Genomic DNA, 18,641 nt, shown 5'->3' with positions numbered 1-18,641 from the left:
GTAATAAGTGTTTGGAATATGTTTTGAAATCTAATAATTATGAAAGATTATATTTTATTTCTTTTGTTTCTGTCGTTTATGGTAAGTTGTTCATCTTTTTCATCAGAGAAAAAGGTTTTGTCGGAAAATAATGCAATATCCCAAGAAATCTATACTCCTGAAAGCTTAGGATATAAATTATATTGGGAAGATCATTTTAATGGAACGAAATTAGATTCGACTAAATGGGCATTGAGGCAACTTGGTCCTCGTCGTATTGGCTATAATGATACTCGTTCTGTTCGGATAGAGAATGGTAATTTGAATATTATTTATGATATTATCGGAGATAGCATTGTAATAGGAGCCATAGGATCTCAAGGACGCTTTGAAACGACCTACGGTTATTTTGAATGTAGGGCGCGAATGCCTAAATCCGTCGGACCTTGGGCTGCCTTCTGGCTGCAATCTCCCCATATATCCGAAGGAGAAGACCCCGGACTGTTTGGGGTAGAAATCGATATCTTTGAATATTTCAAGAAATATGGTGCTGATATTACAACTCATGCTTATCATTGGGCATACGGACCAAATCAGAAAGGAGTAGGGCCGTTGAAGAGTCGATTGAAAGGGCTTGATGAAGGATATCATCTTTTTGCAGTCGAATGGACCTCGGAAAAATATGTGTTTTATATAGACGGATTAAAATTCCATGAAGTGAGAGAAGCTATATCTCACGTGGATGAATACTTGATCGTGAGTTATGAACCGGTAGGTAAATTGGAAGAACAAAAGACAGCGTGTGCACCAGATACTTTTATGATTGATTATGTTAAAGTTTATAAGAAATAAGATGTTTAGAAATCAGTTTATTGACGGTTTTTGAAGATTAGTATGCGCAAAATGTCGCATTATTCCTTTCTTGCCTCATTATTTTTGTATTGTGCATTTCTATAGAAAGCATAAGAGATGCTTGCTGAATATTAAAAAGTGTTAACCTTCTAATTCGAAATGTAAAGATGAAAAAAGCTTCTTATCATTATTTGTAACTATTACTTCGGTTATTTGTGGGACTGCATTTACTCAAATCTGATTTATCGAAAAAGGTATACTTCGATGAAGTGAGAGTGAGTGGTAATTATCTATATTCTACGCTATTTCTGAATTAATTATAAAAAATTCGTTTTAAGTGTAGAAGACTACATTAAAAGTCAATTTCTCGGAATTCAAAGAGAGAGTATAATCCATTTTTGAAAACTCTTAACGCACTTTGTGCTAAATAATAAATATGATCTTGTGGAATTTTTTCTATCTTTCTTATAGACGCTTTTTGAAGATTTTTGTGCGCAAAGTGTGCGATTTTATGGTTTTTATGTTTCTATATTTGTATTGTAGTTGATTTTTTATAGATAAATGTAAAATAATTATTTCTCTTAATATTATAATATATATGAGTATGAATAAGATTTCTCGCCGACAATTTATGACTACTGCTTCAGCTGTTACTTTGGGTGTAGTTGCTTCCAATAATGTATCAGCTTTTGAAAAACTATCCTCTTCAGTAAACAAATTGGCTATTTTGGGAGGAACTCCTGTACGACAAAATAAGTCGTGGCCAAAATGGCCCTATGTGGATGAAAAAGTAGTTGCTTCAATAACAAAAACCGCACGTAGTGGCATTTGGTGTAGGATTGACTCTCCTAATGGTACTGTTCCAACTTTTGAAAAGGAGTATGCCTCTTTAATGGGTGCAAAATACTGTGTGGCTACAGGGTCAGGAACTCAGTCTCTTCATACTTGCGTTGAAGCTTTAGGTATAGGTCCTGGGGATGAAGTGATAACTACTCCCTATACGGATATGGGTACTATCTCTGGCATTATATCGGCAAGAGCTCTTCCTGTCTTAGCTGATATCGATAGAGAATCGTTTCAATTGGACCCTACGATTGTTGAGCGTCTAATTACCCCTTATACGAGAGCAATCATACCAGTTCATATAATGGGACAGCCTTGTGATTTGGATAGTATTCTCACGATAGCAAAAAAACACAAACTCTATGTGATAGAGGACGCTTGTCAAGCCCACTTAGCACAATATCGTGGAAAGAGGTTAGGTACTATTGGTGACTTGGGCTGTTTTAGCCATCAATCGTCTAAAACAATACCATGTGGTGAGGGCGGATCTATTCTAGGAGATGATGGAGGCCTAATGGATCAGTGTTATACTGTAATGAACCATGGAACGAATAAAAAAGGAAGAAGCGTGACAATTGGGCCGAAATATAGGATGAATGAATTTGAAGGAGCTGTTCTGTTGGCTCAATTGCCCAATGCAATGGAACAATGGAAGCGAAGAAATGAGAATGCTGCTTACCTGACTTCTAAATTGAAAGCCTGTCCGGGTGTAGTTCCTCAGAAATTATATAATGGGACAGAGAGTGGTTCTTTCTATTTATATACAATGGGTTATCGAAAAGAATATTTTAACAATGTAGATCGTGCTGTTTTCTTAAAGGCATTGGCCGCTGAAGGAATTAGTCTTAGCTCCTATATTCCGAACGGTTTGCATCGTGAACCGTGGGTTGACCATATTCTCGGGTTGAAAGTTTATCAAGAGATGTATTCGCCGGCACGGTTAAAACAATATAAGGAAGAACTTGCTTGTCCAGTCTGTGATAAAATTTGTTCGGAAGAAATGCTGATGCTATGGGCTTCTGGTCCATTATTGGGAACAAAGAAAGACATGGATGATATTGTAAATGCAATAATGAAAGTCTATGAAAATAGAGATCAGTTAGCAAAAGTAAAATTGTAATCATTGTTATATTATATTTTATCGATAGAAAATTTGGGAGAATGAAAAAATACTATCCAATCTAATTTAGGCACATGTGTTTTTATAATAATAAAATTGATGTTTAATTTAAAATAATAAATGTATGAACATTAGCATATAACCTTTCTCATCTCCATATCCTTTAATAATAAGGAAATAAAAACATATAATTATAAGGAATTCGAAATAATCGCTTACAAAACATGTAGGGGAATCTGTTTATTGCTTGATTGCATGCATATAATAAATATATGTTAAAAAATAAAAAGTGAACATATGAAAAATATCTTTTGTATAATATTATTTTTTCTGCTCTCTATATGTACAACCAATGCCCAAAATATAAATATAACAGGGAAGGTAGTCGATATCCAAGGGGAGCCTATTGTTGGAGCATCTGTGCGGTTGAAATCTAATCCATCTTTGGGAACATCAACAGATTTAAATGGACAGTTTTCATTAAGTAATGTTTTAAAACAAGGCATTCTTGTTGTATCTTATGTTGGGTACTTGACTTCAGAATACTCAATTAATTCTCAGAACTTTTTAAATATAACTTTAAAAGAAGACTTTCAGGCTTTAGACGAGGTTGTGGTAGTCGGATATGGGAGCCAAAAGAAAGTAAATTTGACTGGTGCCGTGTCTTCCATAGACATAGGAAAAGTTGCCGCAAGTCGACCGATCACTAATTTATCAGCGGGTCTTGCTGGTCTTGCTCCAGGTTTATATGTTCGTTCTCAGAATAATGACCCGGGGAGTAATGCTACGTTAATGATACGTGGGCAAGGAACTCTCAACAATTCGTCTCCGTTAATTATTATCGATGGTGTAGAAGGTGATATCTCAAGGGTATCTCCACAAGACATTGAAAATATCTCTGTATTAAAAGATGCTGCATCTGCTTCTATCTACGGATCAAGAGCAGCAAATGGAGTTATATTGATAACTACTAAACAGGGGAAATCAGGCAAAATAAACATCAATTACGATGGCTATTATGCAGCCCAACGAGTTGCTCATTTGATGCCGTTTGTCAGCAATAGTGTTGAATGGATGGAACTAATTAATGAGGCGGCAAAGAACTCTAAACAAGCCCAGATCTATTCGGACGCCAATATTCAACTATGGAAAGACCATGCCAATGATGATCCGATTCTTTGGCCTAATTCCAGTTGGAATGATGGGGCGTTCCGGACTGCAAATACAATGAATCATAATATATCTGTATCGGGAGGGACAGAGAGATCTAGTTCGTTTATATCATTCAATTATGCTAATAATCCCGGAATAATAGAAAATACAGCTTATTCCAGATATAGTATAAGAGCTAACAACAAACTCCAGATTACCCCATGGTTAAATGTCGGTATGAATTTGAATGGAATATTAACCAATAAAGATCGAGGTAGTAGTAATTTATCGGATATGTTTACAAACTCTATTTTGGCAATTCCGACTGTAACGGTTAAACATCCTGATGGTCGGTTAGGTGGTACACAAAATATTGAAGACAATCAGGTTGCTCGTTCTGCATTGGCTTACATGCGGTCTATTTCAGGAAGCAATACATCTCATGTCTTCAACGGACGTTTTTTTGCATCTCTAAATCCGATAAGGGGATTATTTATTGACGGTTCTTATAACTATTCATTATATGTTAATAAATTAACAACGATTCCTGTTCCGTTAGAACTTTGGAATTTCCAAACAAATACCCAAACAGTTATAGATTCAAAACAAAATATAACAGTTACCAACTCCGAAAGCCGGTATACACGAAATTTCATGGACTTAACAATTGCATATGAAAAAACAGTTTTTAATAAATTATACTTTAAAGCCATGCTTGGAGGTAGTCAAGAACAATATGTTTCAGAAAATTTTAGTGCATCGAAACAAAACTTGATAGATATAGCTCTTACTCAAATCGATGCTGCAACTGGTGATGCCACGGCTTCTGGATCATTATCCGATTGGGCCATGCGATCTTATTTTGGAAGATTGAACTTTAGCTGGGATGAAAAATACCTTTTTGAATTCAACTTCAGAAGAGACGGTTCTTCCCGGTTTATTGGGAATAACCGATGGGGTAATTTCCCTTCATTTTCTGCTGCGTGGCGTATAACGGAAGAACCATTTATGAAGTCGTTGCATAGTCAGTGGATTGATAATTTTAAATTAAGGATTTCTTATGGTTCATTAGGAAACAATGCTGTTGGAAACTATGATGCTATTCCAGTTCTTTCTACCACCCAATATGTTTTTAATAATGTTCCGATTGTCGGATTTTATCAATCTGCGATTGCCAATTCTAATTTGACTTGGGAATCAACCAAAGTTACAAATGTGGGTGTCGATTGGGCCTTTTTGAAAAATAAATTATCAGGAAGTCTTGATCTTTATAATAAATTGACGGATAATATTTTGATTTCGTTGCCGGCTCCGGCTGTTCATGGGATATCAAGTATTCCTACTCAGAATGCTGCAAAAGTAAGAAATAGAGGCTTAGAATTATCTTTGTCCTGGAGAGATAAAACAAATGAATTTAATTATTTTATAGAAACTAATTTTACATTTAATAAAAATAAGGTAGTTAAATTCAAAGGGAATGAATATTCTCTTTCAGGAACTCGAATGATTAAGGAAGGATTAGCTATTAATACTGACTATGTACTTAAAGTAGACAGGATTGTACAGACTCAAACCGATTTGGATTTAGTACAGCAAATAATTGATAACGCTCCGTTGGATCCGAGTACAAATAAAAAGATGAATCCATTTCCTTTTGGAACACCTCAATTGGGTGATTTTCTCTATAAAGATATGAATGGGGATGGTTTAGTGAATTCGGATGATAGGGTAAACATCGGGAATGGCCCTAATCCTCAATTGATGTATAGCTTCTCATTTGGAGTAAATTATAAGGATTTTGATGCTTCTGTTTCAATGGATGGTATAGGTAAAATAAAGCAATATTTTTATAATACGTATTATACTACACAACTTAGGCAATCAAGAATTATTAATCGTGAAGTCGCTGACGGAAGATGGTATGAAGGTCGTACAACGCAAGCTAGTTTTCCTCGTACGATGCTGGAAGGAGATAGTCGAAATCTTCAAAACAGTGATTTTTGGTTGCAGGATGTCTCTTACTTAAAAATAAGGAATATCCAAATCGGGTATTCATTCCCTCAAAAAGTAATTTCCCATATGGATTTGACGAAATTACGGATATATGGGGGCTTAGAGAATTATTTTACATTCACGAATTTTAAAGGAATGGATCCTGAAGTTCCTGGAATGTCATATCCTTCTATGAAACAGGCAGTTGTTGGTGTCAATTTATCATTTTAAATTGAGTTAATATGAAAAAGAATATATATATAATAGAAATTCTATCGTTAGTGTTCCTGGGGACTTTTACTGGATGTTATGATTTAGATCGTTTTCCGCAAGATAAATTAAGTTCAACGACTTTTTGGAAAACAGAGGATCAGGCTGTTGAAGCAGTTAATGCTTGTTATCAGGCTTTAAAATTACAAGAAACTTATTGGCGATTATTTAGTATGGATTGTGTCTCGGATATTGGAATAGGATATGATGACCCTGGCTACCTTGCAATCAGTAATGGGACTTTAACTTCTACATCTGGTTATGTGTCTAATAGATGGGCTCATTCATATGAAGGTATAGCACGGGCAAATACTGTGATTCGAAATGTAATGGATATGAATATAAGTGAAGGAGTGAAAAATGAAGTTATTGGACAAGCAAAGTTCCTTCGTGGTCTGTTTTATTTCTTTCTGATGCAACATTTTGGAGGTGTACCATTATATGATGAAACGACTGATTATAATAAAGATTATATGAATTTGTTAAAACCTCGTAGTTCTGCAGAAGAAACTAGAGCTTTTATATTAAAAGATTTGGCAGATGCGATTGGTTCACTCCCAATAAAGTGGGCACAAAGCGACTATGGTCGTGCAACTAAGGGGGCTGCTTATGCTTTAAGAGGGAAAGTCTATCTTTATAATAAACAATATGATTTAGCTACAAAAGATTTTGAAGAAATTGTATTGGACCCAGGAACTAAAGGATATGGGTATGGATTGTATTCGAATTATGGTGATCTTTTTACTCAAACAGGGCATAGAAGTAATGAAATGGTGTTTTCAATTCAAAATTATTATCAGGTAGGATATAATTTAGGAATGCCATATGCTTTTTATATGGGTAGTAATGCTTGCATCGGGACAAGTTGGAACAATGTAATGCCATCTGTAGGATTGGTTGATAGCTATGAATGTAAAGATGGACGTCCTTTTAATTGGAATGATTTTATTCCTGGATATAATGAGAGCACAAGTGTGAGAGAACAAACGCTAAAGGCTACTTTATCCCAAGATTTAAAAACGGTTGAATCTTATCCTAAATATTATAAGCAGCTTTTGGATATGTATGAACATCGAGATCCTAGAATGAAAGAAACGATAATTCTTCCTTATACCAATTATCTTGGTTATGTAGGAGGAAAAAATAAACTATGTGAATTTATTTATGCAACGGGCGTAAACACTATAAATGGATTTATCGTAATTAATCGCTACAAAAGTAATTATATGTATTTATACCGGAAGTTTGTACCGGAAGGGGACATGGGAATTTCGGGCCTTTCAAGGGCTAATATACCTATCGATTTCCCGATTATTCGTTATGCAGATGTTCTGCTGATGCTTGCGGAATGTTATAATGAACTGGGTCGGTTGAATGATGCTGTTAAATATATTAATATGGTAAGGCAAAGGCCCTCTGTGAATATGCCTGAAATTAATAGTGGACCGGCTTGGTTAGAGGCTAGAACGAAAGAGGCTGTTTTCAAGAGAATTGTTCATGAACGAGCCGTTGAATTTCCTGCCGAGGGGCTAAGGCATTATGATATTATAAGATGGGGCATTGCCAAAGAATTGATGAATGGAGATGTGACGGATGCGTTAGGTAATCACATCTATTATACGAAATTTGAAGATAAAGATTCTTTGTGGCCTATTCCGAGTACAGAAATAGATAAAAACTCGAATTTGACACAAAATCCTGGATGGCAATGAATTGCGAATAATAAATAGTTGAATAAACAGGAAGATGTCTCGGCATAAATTTATAAAATCGGGACATCTTCCTGATATATCAAAAATATGAAACCATTATTCTTTTTTTTGTCTTTTATTATAATTACTGTTTTTTCTTATGGGCAAAATTTTTCCAAAATAAGAGAATACACAGAGAGATATACCACTTATCCTTTTTCAGATCCAAATCCCATTCCAGTCTTTGGGAAAATATATCCATATTATAGATTTGATGGTTATACAATTAATTCTAAGAAAAAAGAATGGAGGATTGTAGAATTAGAAAATGATTATTTACGAATAAAGATCTTTCCTCAAATAGGAGGAAAAATATGGTCAGTTGTTGATAAGACGAATGGGAAAGAATTATTCTATGGAAACGATGTTGTCAAGTTTAGGGATATTTCATTGCGTGGGCCATGGACTAGCGGAGGAGTTGAATTTAATTATGGGATAGTAGGACATTCTCCTTCTTGTTCCTTCCCGATAGATTATATTACAAAAAAGAATAATGATGGAAGTGTGAGTTGTTTCATTGGAATGTTGGATCTATTAACAAGAACTCGTTGGGCTGTCGAAATAAACTTACCGATGGATAAAGGATGGTTTACTACTCGTTCTGTTTGGCATAATGCTACATCTATTAGTCAGCCTTATTATAATTGGGTAAATGCAGGAGTGCTTGCTAAAGAGGATTTGGAATTTATTTATTCAGGGAAATATATAGTTCGCCATGATGGTATTGCTTTACCCTGGCCCTTAGATTCTTTGAAAAATAAAAATTTGGCGCGGTGGGCAGAAAATGATTTTGTAGGATCAAAGTCCTATCATATTGTAGGAACTCATAGCCCTTTTTGGGGCGCATATTGGGCTTCGGAGGATTATGGAATGATGCATTATGCAGATAGGGAAGAGAAATTAGGACGTAAGATTTTTAGTTGGGCACTGTCTGATCAGGGAAAGATTTGGGAGGAATTACTGACAGATCATAAAGGTCAATATGTTGAGCTCCAAAGTGGAAGACTTTTCAATCAAAATATGATAATTAGTAGTTTGACACCTTTTAAACAAATTACATTTATGCCATATTCAACCGATGTTTGGTGTGAATATTGGTTTCCTTATAAGGGAACAAAGGGAGTAAGTAATGTCACATTAGAAGGTGTAGTAAATGTTAACGAAAAAAACGGAATGTTTACTTTCAATCTTTCTCCTCTTTATTCAATAAAAGATACGTTGAAATTCTATAATGTCAATAAAGAATTACTTTTTCAAGAACAAGTCACTTTGGGTATTGGGCAACCTCATGTGTCTCGTTTCTATTTTAATAGAATAGATTCAGTGTATTTTGTGACCTTGCAAAATAAAGAGTTGTGGAGTAAAGAGAATGTTGAATTGAAAAGGCCAGTTAGTAAAAACGATAAATTTAATTGGAATACAGCGCAAGGTCAATATTTTAGGGGCAGAGATCTCTTAGGATTAAGAATTTATGATCAGGCGGAAACCTTTATTCGGAAATCATTAGAGTATGATGAATATTTTATTCCCTCATTAACAGAAATGTCTCGGCTTTTTTATAATAAAATGAACTATGATTCGGCTTTTTTTTATGCTTATAAAGCTCTGACGATTGATACATATGACCCTGCTGCAAATTTTGAGTATGGAAAGGCTGCATTAAAATTAAAACAATATTATGATGCTTTAGACGGATTTGAGGTCGCTTCACTTTCTTCTTCTTATCGGTGCGCTGCTCTGACAGAGATCGCTAAAATTTATGTGTCAAAGAATGAATACGCAAAGGCAATTAGATATGCGGAAAAAAGTTTGATGGAGAATCAGTACAATATTGAAAGTTTACAATTATTATGTTTATTATATAAATTAACAAAGTGTGAAGATAAATTCAGGTTTTTTGCTGATCAAATTAAGGATAAAGATCCTTTAAATCATTTTGTTCAATTCGAAGAATATTTAGAAAATACAGTTTTAGCTGCTAAAGAAATTTTTTGTAAGAGTATAAAATGTGAAATGCCAGAGCAGATATATTTGGAATTAGGCATCTGGTATAATTCTTTAGGTTTAAAGGATCGGGCTGTAAATATTTTAACTATGGCTCCTTTGAATCCGGAAATTAAGTATTGGGTGGCATATTTGAATAATGACAGAGATGAATTATTAAAGGCTGAGCAATTGGATCCATCTTTTGTTTTTCCTTTTCGTGAAGAAAGCGAACCTGTTTTTAATTGGGCAGTAAATTGTCGAAGTGGATGGAAGTCTGTTTATTATTTATCATTGATAAATATTTTCCGGAATAATAAAGATGCAGCTAGAAAATTACTTTTGTCCGTAATGGATAAACCGGATTTTGCTCCTTTCTATATTATAAGATCCCAGCTTTCTACTAATGAGGTGGAACAAGAGGCTGATATTCAAAAGGCAATATCGTTGGATTCTAAAGAGTGGCGGTATGTACATCAACTTACGAGACTTTATTTAGATAAATCGGAAGTTGATAAAGCATTGAGTTTGATTTCTTTATTTTATAATAAAAATTCATCTCACTTTCCTACAGCTATTTTATATATTAGGGCCTTGATTAGAAACAAACAATATAAAAGAGCAGAAAAAGTATTAGAAAAGATTCGCATATTACCTTTTGAAGGATCAAGAGATGGTAGGCTTCTTTATGAAGAAACTAAGTTAATGTTAGCTGTGCAAGCCTTAAATAGGGGCAATTTGGCTATAGCATTAAGGAAAATAGAGGAAGCTAACCGTTGGCCTAGAAACTTGGGCGTTGGAAAACCATATGAGGAACTAATAGATTCACGATTAGAGGATTGGTTAAGCGCTATGATTTACCTGAAATTAGGTAATCAGATAATGAAAAAGAAAATTTTTCAAAAAATAGCTATTGTTGATTCTGATCATACTTCTATAAATACTCTGTTACAATGCATTTCTCTTTATCAATTGGATAAGTTAGGAGAGGCTGAGCAATTATTTCATGAATGGGAGAAATATCAAACTAGTGGGAATGTCAGAGAATGGGGAAAGGCTTTTTACCAAGAAAACAGAGAAAAAAATAACCCATTTGATTATAAGCGTATCATAAAAATTATCGGATTGATTTCCAGAACAGAAGATATGAGATTCTTTTAATAATTATAATAAAAATAGATATGTTTAAGAAGTTTTTTTTAACCGTTTTTTTCTGTACAATTACAGCATACGGATTTTGTTCTGAATATATTCATTTATATCAAGTGGACCCCTTGATTAAGGTTCTTAAGGAAAGAAGTTATTTCAAAGATGATATAGATACTATAAGAGTTGCAAAAGGAGAAATTGCGAGTGTTCAAGTAGTCGTGAAAGGGAATGCTGAAATACAAAATATGAGGATAGCTTTGAGTAGTATCTTATCTTCTAGTTCGGCACAATTAATGGGAGCGACGGCAGGGTGGGTCGGTTATGTTCCTGTCGGGCGTTCTTATAATCCTCCTTCCAAAGATATAATACGTTCTTCGTCAGGATATTTTCCTGATCCGATTTTGACAGATTCCGCTTTTTCTATAGCAGAAGAAGAGGTTCAGCCTTTATGGATTTCTGTTCCGACTGATGCAAAGACAGTTCCTGGACTGTATAAAGGAACTATAAGAATAACTGGGGATATTGATGGGAAAAGAAGAATATGGAATAAAGATTTTTATATACGTGTATATCCAATTACATTAGGTAAATCTCCTTTGTTTGTAACAAATTGGTCTGCACATTTTAATCCGGTTATTTTGGGCTATTTAAATAAGAATGAGCCTGTAAAACCTTATTCTTCTCTTTATTGGAAATTAATAAAGATGCATGCTGAAATTATGGCGTCACATAGGCAAAATGTATATAGGATGTTTCCTGTGTGGAATACTTTATATACTTACAATAATGGTATATATACGTTTGATTTTAGCAGATTTGATAAAGAAGTCGAAATTTTTGATGAAGCTGGTTCTTTAGAGAAGATAGAAGGGGGGCATTTGGCTTGGCGATCAGAAGCATGGAACAGTCCTTTTTATGTAGAAGTACCTCTTCCCGATAATGAAGAGAGCCGTGATTTAAAAGCATCTCCGAATCCTATAAAATGTGAAAATGGTATTCGGTTTACCCTACTCCCTGTTGACGACGTAAGAGCAAAGAATTTTATTGCACAGTTTCTACCTGCATTAAGAGAACATCTTGCTAATAAAAACTGGTTGAATAAATACATACAGCATATTGCGGATGAGCCAATATCTGATAATGCTCCTTCTTATAAAACTATAAGTAATTATATTCATAGGTTTTTACCTGGAGTTAAAATATTAGATGCTGTTTTGACTTCAAAAGAGCTTGCAGGTTCGATCGATGTTTGGGTCCCGGTTCTCAATGTCTTACATAAAGATTATGAGTTTTATCAGGATTTAAAAAAGGAAGGAAAAGAGATATGGTTTTATACTTGTGTTGGGCCACGAGGAAATTATGCAAATAGATTTATAGAATTACCTCTTATTCAGACGCGTTTTTTACATTGGATAAATTATAAATATGGCATAACAGGTTATTTACATTGGGGGCTTAATTATTGGATAGAAAATCAATTAAGTGTTGACGCCTCAAGAGATAGAGGGCGGCTGCCGGCGGGAGATAATTGTATAATATATCCTGGATATCATAAGTTATATAGCTCTATACGATTTGAAACGATGAGAGACGGCATTGATGATTATCAATTGTTAAAAATGGTAGAAAAAAAGAATCCTGAAAAATCAAAAGAGTTCGTGGATAGTTTGATTTTGAATTTTGATGATTATGATAATAGCGTGACCTATTTTAGAAAAATAAGAAAACAGATATTGGAGTTTTTAAGCGAATAGTTTGTGGATGAAATTGTGAATTGTTTTGTTTTTCTTTTATAAGTCTAAAATCTAATCTAGGATTAATACGCAACACTAAATATAAGATGATAATGGGTATAAAAAGACGTGATTTTATAAAAAAAAGCATAATGGGTGGTATAGGAATATGGACCACATCAATTTTTCAGACTCCATATGTTTGGGGACAAGGAGGCCGTGATGTTAAGCTTCCAGCTATTTTAGGAGGGAAAAAATCTCATTACGATTTATGGCCAGCATGGCCCGTCTGGAAATCACCTACTTATGATGAGCAAATACTGAAAGTACTACAAAGCGGAGTATGGTCACGAGCAACGGTAACTTCTGAATTTGAGAAAAAATGGGCTGAAATGGTGGGCACCAAGAGATGTCTTTCTGTGGTGAATGGTACAAATGCTCTAATAACTGCAATATCGCAGTTTAATATTGGACCAGGAGATGAAGTTATTGTATCACCTTATACTTTTGTTGCTACTGTCCAAGCCATTTTAATGAATGGAGCAATTCCTGTCTTTGCTGATATAGATTCCGAGACATTCCAAATAAATCCTAAAAAAATAGAGCAAAAAATCACATCAAAAACGAAAGCAATATTGCCTGTCCATATTTTGGGTATTCCTGCCGATATGATTAGAATAATGCAAATAGCGCGGAAACATAATTTGATTGTGATTGAGGATGCTTGTCAAGCCCATTTAGCCCAGATCAAAGATAAACGGGTTGGTTCCATCGGAGATGCAGGATGTTTTAGCTTCCAAACTTCCAAAAATTTACCGATAGGAGAAGGAGGAGCTGTGGTTAGTGATAATGATATGTTTGTTGATAAATGTTTTTCTTTTCATAATCTAGGTTTTCCTTATGGGGCATCAGTGGGTGCTGTTGCTAATGGTTCTTTAAATATAGGAACTAAGATACGGTTTACTGAATATCAGGCTGCGATCGGTTTAATGCAAATGCAGAATCTTGAGAAAGAAACGGAAATGAGGTGGGAAAATGGGAGATATCTTTCTGAAAGAATAAAAATTATACCTGGTATTTTGCCTTGCAAATTATATCCTGAAACGACTAAGGCTGCATTTCATCTTTTACCCTTACGATATGTGAAAAGTGAATTTAAAAATATGAGTAGATCGTTGTTCTTAGAAGCAATGAGAGCCGAAGGTGTGCCTTGTTCGTCTGGTTATACGTCGCTATATACTCAACCATTCATTAAGGCGGCTTTTGAATCGAAACTATATCAAAAGATATACTCAAAGAAAGAGTTAAATTATGCCGATTTCTTAGCAAATAATCAATGTCCGGCCAATGACAAAATATGTAATGAAGAAGCTATTTGGATAACACAAAATATGTTATTAACCGGTAAAAGTTCAATGGATGATATTGTTACTGCGATAGAAAAAATACATGATAATGCAGAAAAAATTATACAAAAATTTGAAAAATAGCTAGAAATGACAAAGATTAGAAGATTCTTTATTTTCATTCTTGTTGTTCTGTTTAGTCTCCATTACACTAATGGGCAAGAATTGCAGAAAGAACTGGATAAAAATGAAATATGGAAAATAGGAGTTGCAAAAAAGAGCATAACACCTACTTTCCCTATTTGGATGGCCGGTTATGCTGCTCGAACTTCACCTTCAAAAGGAATATTGCATGATTTATGGGCAAAAGCTCTTGTTCTTGAAGATGCTTTGGGGCATCGTTCCATTTTGATAACAATGGATTTACTGAGCATACCCAAAGATGTATCGGAGAGATTTAGAGAAAAATTGAAGCAGAAGTATGGATTTGAAAAATCTCAGATCATATTGAGCTGTTCACATACCCATTCTGGTCCGGTTGTGTCGCGTGCTTTAAAGGATATTTATCCCATGAGTCAGGCTGACTGGGATGTCGTAGATGAATATACTAAAGAGTTGGAAAATAATCTTATGCAATTGGTGGATGAGTCGTTGCAAAAAATTCAACCTGCACGAATTTATACTCAAAATGGGATTACTCGTTTTCAAGTGAACAGACGCAATAATAATGCATCAACACTAACACCTACGACTGTTTTAAATGGCCCCAATGATTATGCAGTGCCTGTCATTAAAATTGAAGACCTAAACAAGAGGTTGATAGCTATCGTTTTCGGTTATGCTTGTCATCCTACGGTTTTATCTGGGAATCAAATTTGTGGCGATTATGCTGGGTTTGCTCAAATTGAGTTGGAAAAGACATATCCAGGTGTAACAGCTCTGTTTTTCCAAGGAGCAGGAGCTGATCAGAATCCTTTGCCTCGCCATACGCTTCCTCTTGCAATGCAGTATGGTAAAGAATTGGCCAATGCTGTGGAACGAGTTTTATTAGAGGGCATGGTATTGCAAGAAAGTAAGTTAGAAACCCGATATAAAGAAATCAATCTTCCTTTTGATATACCTCTTTCTCTGGAAAGATTACAGGAGATGGCTAAAACTGGAGACTTTCATGCTAGATGGGCGCAAAGAATAATTGGATTTTATGAAAGAGGAGAGCCATTTATGAAATTCTATCCTTACCCAATAGAATATTGGAAAATAGGTCGCCAATGTTTATTTATATTGGGGGGAGAACTTGTTAGTGCTTATTCCGTGAAATTGAAAGAACTATTTGGACAAGATATATTTGTCATGGGATATGCTAATGATGTTATGGGATATATACCATCAGTAGTCATCCTTGAAGAAGGTGGTTATGAGGGAGATATGGCACAGCACGTATATGGATTACCTGCTAAATGGGATAAACAAATCGAATCGCTAATCATTGAAAACGCAAGAACTTTAGCGCAAGAAAAAGGAATGAGATAGACTATATTCATATATATATGTAAAGAATTAAATTATGAGACGATCTTTTTTATTTTTAGGGACATCATTACTATTGTTTACAGGGTGTAACCTGTCACACGAACAATCTGCTGCGGGAGAAGAAAAGACTCCAATTATACCAGATACAATGATCGCGAAACATTATTTTTCAGGATTTGCTGGTGCTCACGACACGTATAATGCCATATCCTATGCCAGTGATGGCAAAGTATATTATGTACTTTCTTCTACTCGGTATGATGTGGGTGGCCAATTTTACTGCTATGATCCTCTGTTAGATAAAACGGAGTTTATCGCTGATTTATCAGATGCATTGGGTGAAAAAGCTGAAAAATATATTGCTCAAGGCAAAAGCCATGTTGAATTTTATGAATTTGAAAAAAAGCTTTATTTTGCCACACATGCGGGATATTATCAAATGATAGATGGTGCTGAGCAAATGCCGCTTGTTGCTCCTGAAGGATATAAGTTATATCCTGGCGGACATTTTTTGTATTATGATATGAAGACAAAGAATTTGCATGATCTTGCTACCGCTCCAGGCGGAGAAGGAATTATAACGATGACCATGGATAAAGATCGAGGTCATCTATATGGACTTACATGGCCAAAAGGTTTATTTCTTGATTATGATATCAGCACAAAAAAGTTGAAAAACTTAGGGCCTGTGACTAGAGCAGGTGAAACTCAGTTAGGTACGGATAATTTTAGAGTAATTTGCCGATCTATGTTTGTTGACCCTCGTGATGGAAATGTTTATTATTCTACTGCCGATGGGGATATTTGTTATTATAATCCTAAAAGTAAAGTCCTTGATAAATTAGAAGGCGTTAATCTTAGATTGGATTATTTTGGTAAATATGATCCTAAGGATGCTGGCAGTATGGGATATAACTGGCGTAAAATATATTGGTATGGTCCTGAGAACAAGGCTTATGGCGTGCATGGGAATTCTGGTTATTTATTTACATTTGATCCCAAAATAAGGAAAGTAGAGATCATAGAAAGAATAACATCGGAACCTTCTAAAAAAAGTGGAATGTTTGATCAATTCAGTTATGGATACCTAGGATATAATATAGATAAAAATGGTGTAATATATTATCTTACAGGATCACCAATCTATAAAGGAGGCGAAAGGGTTACAGGTTTGGACAAGATAAACATGGGAGCAGCAAAAGGTCTTGAATATATTCATTTAGTAACTTATAATATTCCTGAAAAGAAATATAAGGATTTGGGGCCTATTTTTTATCAAGACGGGACTTTTCCAACCTATGTAAATTCCATTGCTGTTGGTGCCAATTCGGATATATATACCTTAGGCAGATTTATGTATGATGGAAAAGAAATTGAGGACTTAGTGAAAATCATACTAAAAACAAATATATAGGATAGAGGAAGAATAATCAGAGTATTGTTATAATATCAATTCACAATAGATTTTTGTAAACTATTATGGATTTTCTAAGTAAGATTAATAGTTTTATCTCAAATATTAAGAGTGTAAATGAAGAAGATAAAAAATAAATTACAATGAGAAATAAATTTAGCTTTTTGTGTCTCATTTTTGTGGAGATTTTGCAGACCGTATTTTTACAACCTTCTTATGCCGCTGTATCATCAGATGCGATTCTTAAAATTTCAGTTTTTGATGTAAATGCCACACCGCCGGTAGGCTCACAACTTACATATGATCAAATGAGAAATTCAGGAGATCTTTCTTTACGGGCTAAAGGTATTGTATTGCTTGGTATGGAAAAACCGATTGTTTTATGTGCTATTGACTGGATTGGAATAGCGAATGAATCTCAGGATTCATTTAAAGTTGCATTGGCAGAAGCTGCTGGTACTATACCTGAAAGGGTTGTTGTCCATACGGTTCATCAACATGATGCGCCAATATGTGATTTTACTGCTGAAAAGATATTAAAAGAGCATAATCTTCCTACGGGTTGTTTTGATGGTACCTTTGCCCGGCAGCTAATAAAATGTATTCAGGAAGAGATCCGTCTCTCTATATTGCAAGCAGACACCATAACAGATATTGGCATGGGGAGGGCACAAGTATACAAGGTGGCCTCGAATCGGAGAATTAATATAAGGTATGGCAAAATTATATCGATGCGCGGTTCTTCAGAACATGATTCCGTTGTGCGCAGTATGTCGGAAGGAGTGATTGATCCTGAGATATCGTTACTTAGCTTTTGGAATAAAGATAAGCCATTGGCAGTCTTAAGTTTTTACGCTACGCACCCCCAAAGTTATTATTTAACAAAAGTTGCTAATCCGGATTTTCCAGGCATAGCTCGTTATATGCGGCAATTATCTGTCCCTGATGCATTGCACATTCATTTCAACGGAGCTGGAGGGAATATTGCTGCAGGAAAATATAATGATGGAAGTCATGAAAATAGACTAATTCTCTCTGAACGATTAGTCGATGGAATGAAACGTGCATGGGAAAGCACTAAAAAGTGCAAGGTAAAAGCAAAAGATGTTTGTTGGGTAACGGAACGGTTATATCTTCCTTATAATCCGGAAGTCTCTGAAATAGAAAAAACGATATGTAATATGAACGGTCGACTTTTAGCGAATAGCTTAGGAAGATTGGGATGGTATAAAAGACGTATGGCGGGTAAATATGTTGAGGCCTCTTGTTTAGCAATCAATGATGCTCGATTATTGTTTATGCCTGGAGAATTGTTCGTTGAATATCAATTAGCTGCCAAATCGATGAATCCAGATAAGTTTATTGCGATGGCCGCTTATGGTGATTATGGTCCGTTTTATATTGGAACGAAACGAGCATACAGTGAAGGAGGATATGAAATTGAATCGAGTCCTGTAACAGCTGATGCTGAAGAATATATATTGAATGCTATTCATACGCTTTTGAATAAGTCTAATAATTAGAATG

General features: G+C 34.9%; 10 protein-coding genes. All 10 read left to right on the top strand.

Features of this window, described 5'->3' with window-relative positions:
- The first annotated feature begins 39 nt into the window (after nt 1-39).
- The 10 genes from BQ8014_RS16845 (at nt 40) to BQ8014_RS16800 (ending at nt 18,637) form a co-directional block, all read left to right on the top strand.
- A complete protein-coding gene (locus BQ8014_RS16845; RefSeq protein ID WP_080905370.1) occupies nt 40-831 on the top strand; it encodes a glycoside hydrolase family 16 protein in 792 nt (263 codons plus the stop codon).
- Nucleotides 832-1,435: 604 nt separating this feature from the next.
- On the top strand, nt 1,436-2,794 hold the full coding sequence (locus tag BQ8014_RS16840) for a DegT/DnrJ/EryC1/StrS family aminotransferase (protein ID WP_200814422.1): 1,359 nt from the start codon (nt 1,436-1,438) through the stop codon (nt 2,792-2,794).
- A 297-nt stretch (nt 2,795-3,091) separates the two neighbouring features.
- Nucleotides 3,092-6,169 carry a SusC/RagA family TonB-linked outer membrane protein gene (locus BQ8014_RS16835; protein WP_080905368.1) on the top strand — a complete coding sequence of 1,026 codons (3,078 nt, stop codon included), beginning with the start codon at nt 3,092-3,094 and terminating at the stop codon, nt 6,167-6,169.
- A gap of 11 nt (nt 6,170-6,180) precedes the next feature.
- Complete coding sequence (locus tag BQ8014_RS16830; protein ID WP_080905367.1) at nt 6,181-7,920, top strand: RagB/SusD family nutrient uptake outer membrane protein; 1,740 nt, start codon at nt 6,181-6,183, stop codon at nt 7,918-7,920.
- 87 nt (nt 7,921-8,007) lie between these two features.
- A complete protein-coding gene (locus tag BQ8014_RS16825) occupies nt 8,008-11,103 on the top strand; it encodes a DUF5107 domain-containing protein (protein WP_080905366.1) in 3,096 nt (1,031 codons plus the stop codon).
- A 20-nt stretch (nt 11,104-11,123) separates the two neighbouring features.
- Nucleotides 11,124-12,845, top strand: coding sequence for a DUF4091 domain-containing protein (locus tag BQ8014_RS16820; protein ID WP_080905365.1), 1,722 nt, complete (start codon nt 11,124-11,126; stop codon nt 12,843-12,845).
- Between the two features lie 92 nt (nt 12,846-12,937).
- Complete coding sequence (locus BQ8014_RS16815; RefSeq protein WP_080906026.1) at nt 12,938-14,314, top strand: DegT/DnrJ/EryC1/StrS family aminotransferase; 1,377 nt, start codon at nt 12,938-12,940, stop codon at nt 14,312-14,314.
- A 6-nt stretch (nt 14,315-14,320) separates the two neighbouring features.
- Entirely contained in the window at nt 14,321-15,700 is a 1,380-nt protein-coding gene (locus BQ8014_RS16810; protein WP_080905364.1) for a neutral/alkaline non-lysosomal ceramidase N-terminal domain-containing protein, read from the top strand.
- Nucleotides 15,701-15,734: 34 nt separating this feature from the next.
- A complete protein-coding gene (locus tag BQ8014_RS16805; protein ID WP_200814420.1) occupies nt 15,735-17,114 on the top strand; it encodes a hypothetical protein in 1,380 nt (459 codons plus the stop codon).
- A 143-nt stretch (nt 17,115-17,257) separates the two neighbouring features.
- Entirely contained in the window at nt 17,258-18,637 is a 1,380-nt protein-coding gene (locus tag BQ8014_RS16800) for a hypothetical protein (RefSeq protein ID WP_080905363.1), read from the top strand.
- The last annotated feature ends 4 nt before the right edge of the window (nt 18,638-18,641 follow it).

The sequence above is a fragment of the Parabacteroides sp. Marseille-P3160 genome (genome assembly GCF_900162725.1).
GTDB lineage: Bacteria > Bacteroidota > Bacteroidia > Bacteroidales > Tannerellaceae > Marseille-P3160.
Note: the sequence above shows the minus strand (reverse complement) of the source record. Positions and strands in the feature narration are given on the sequence as shown.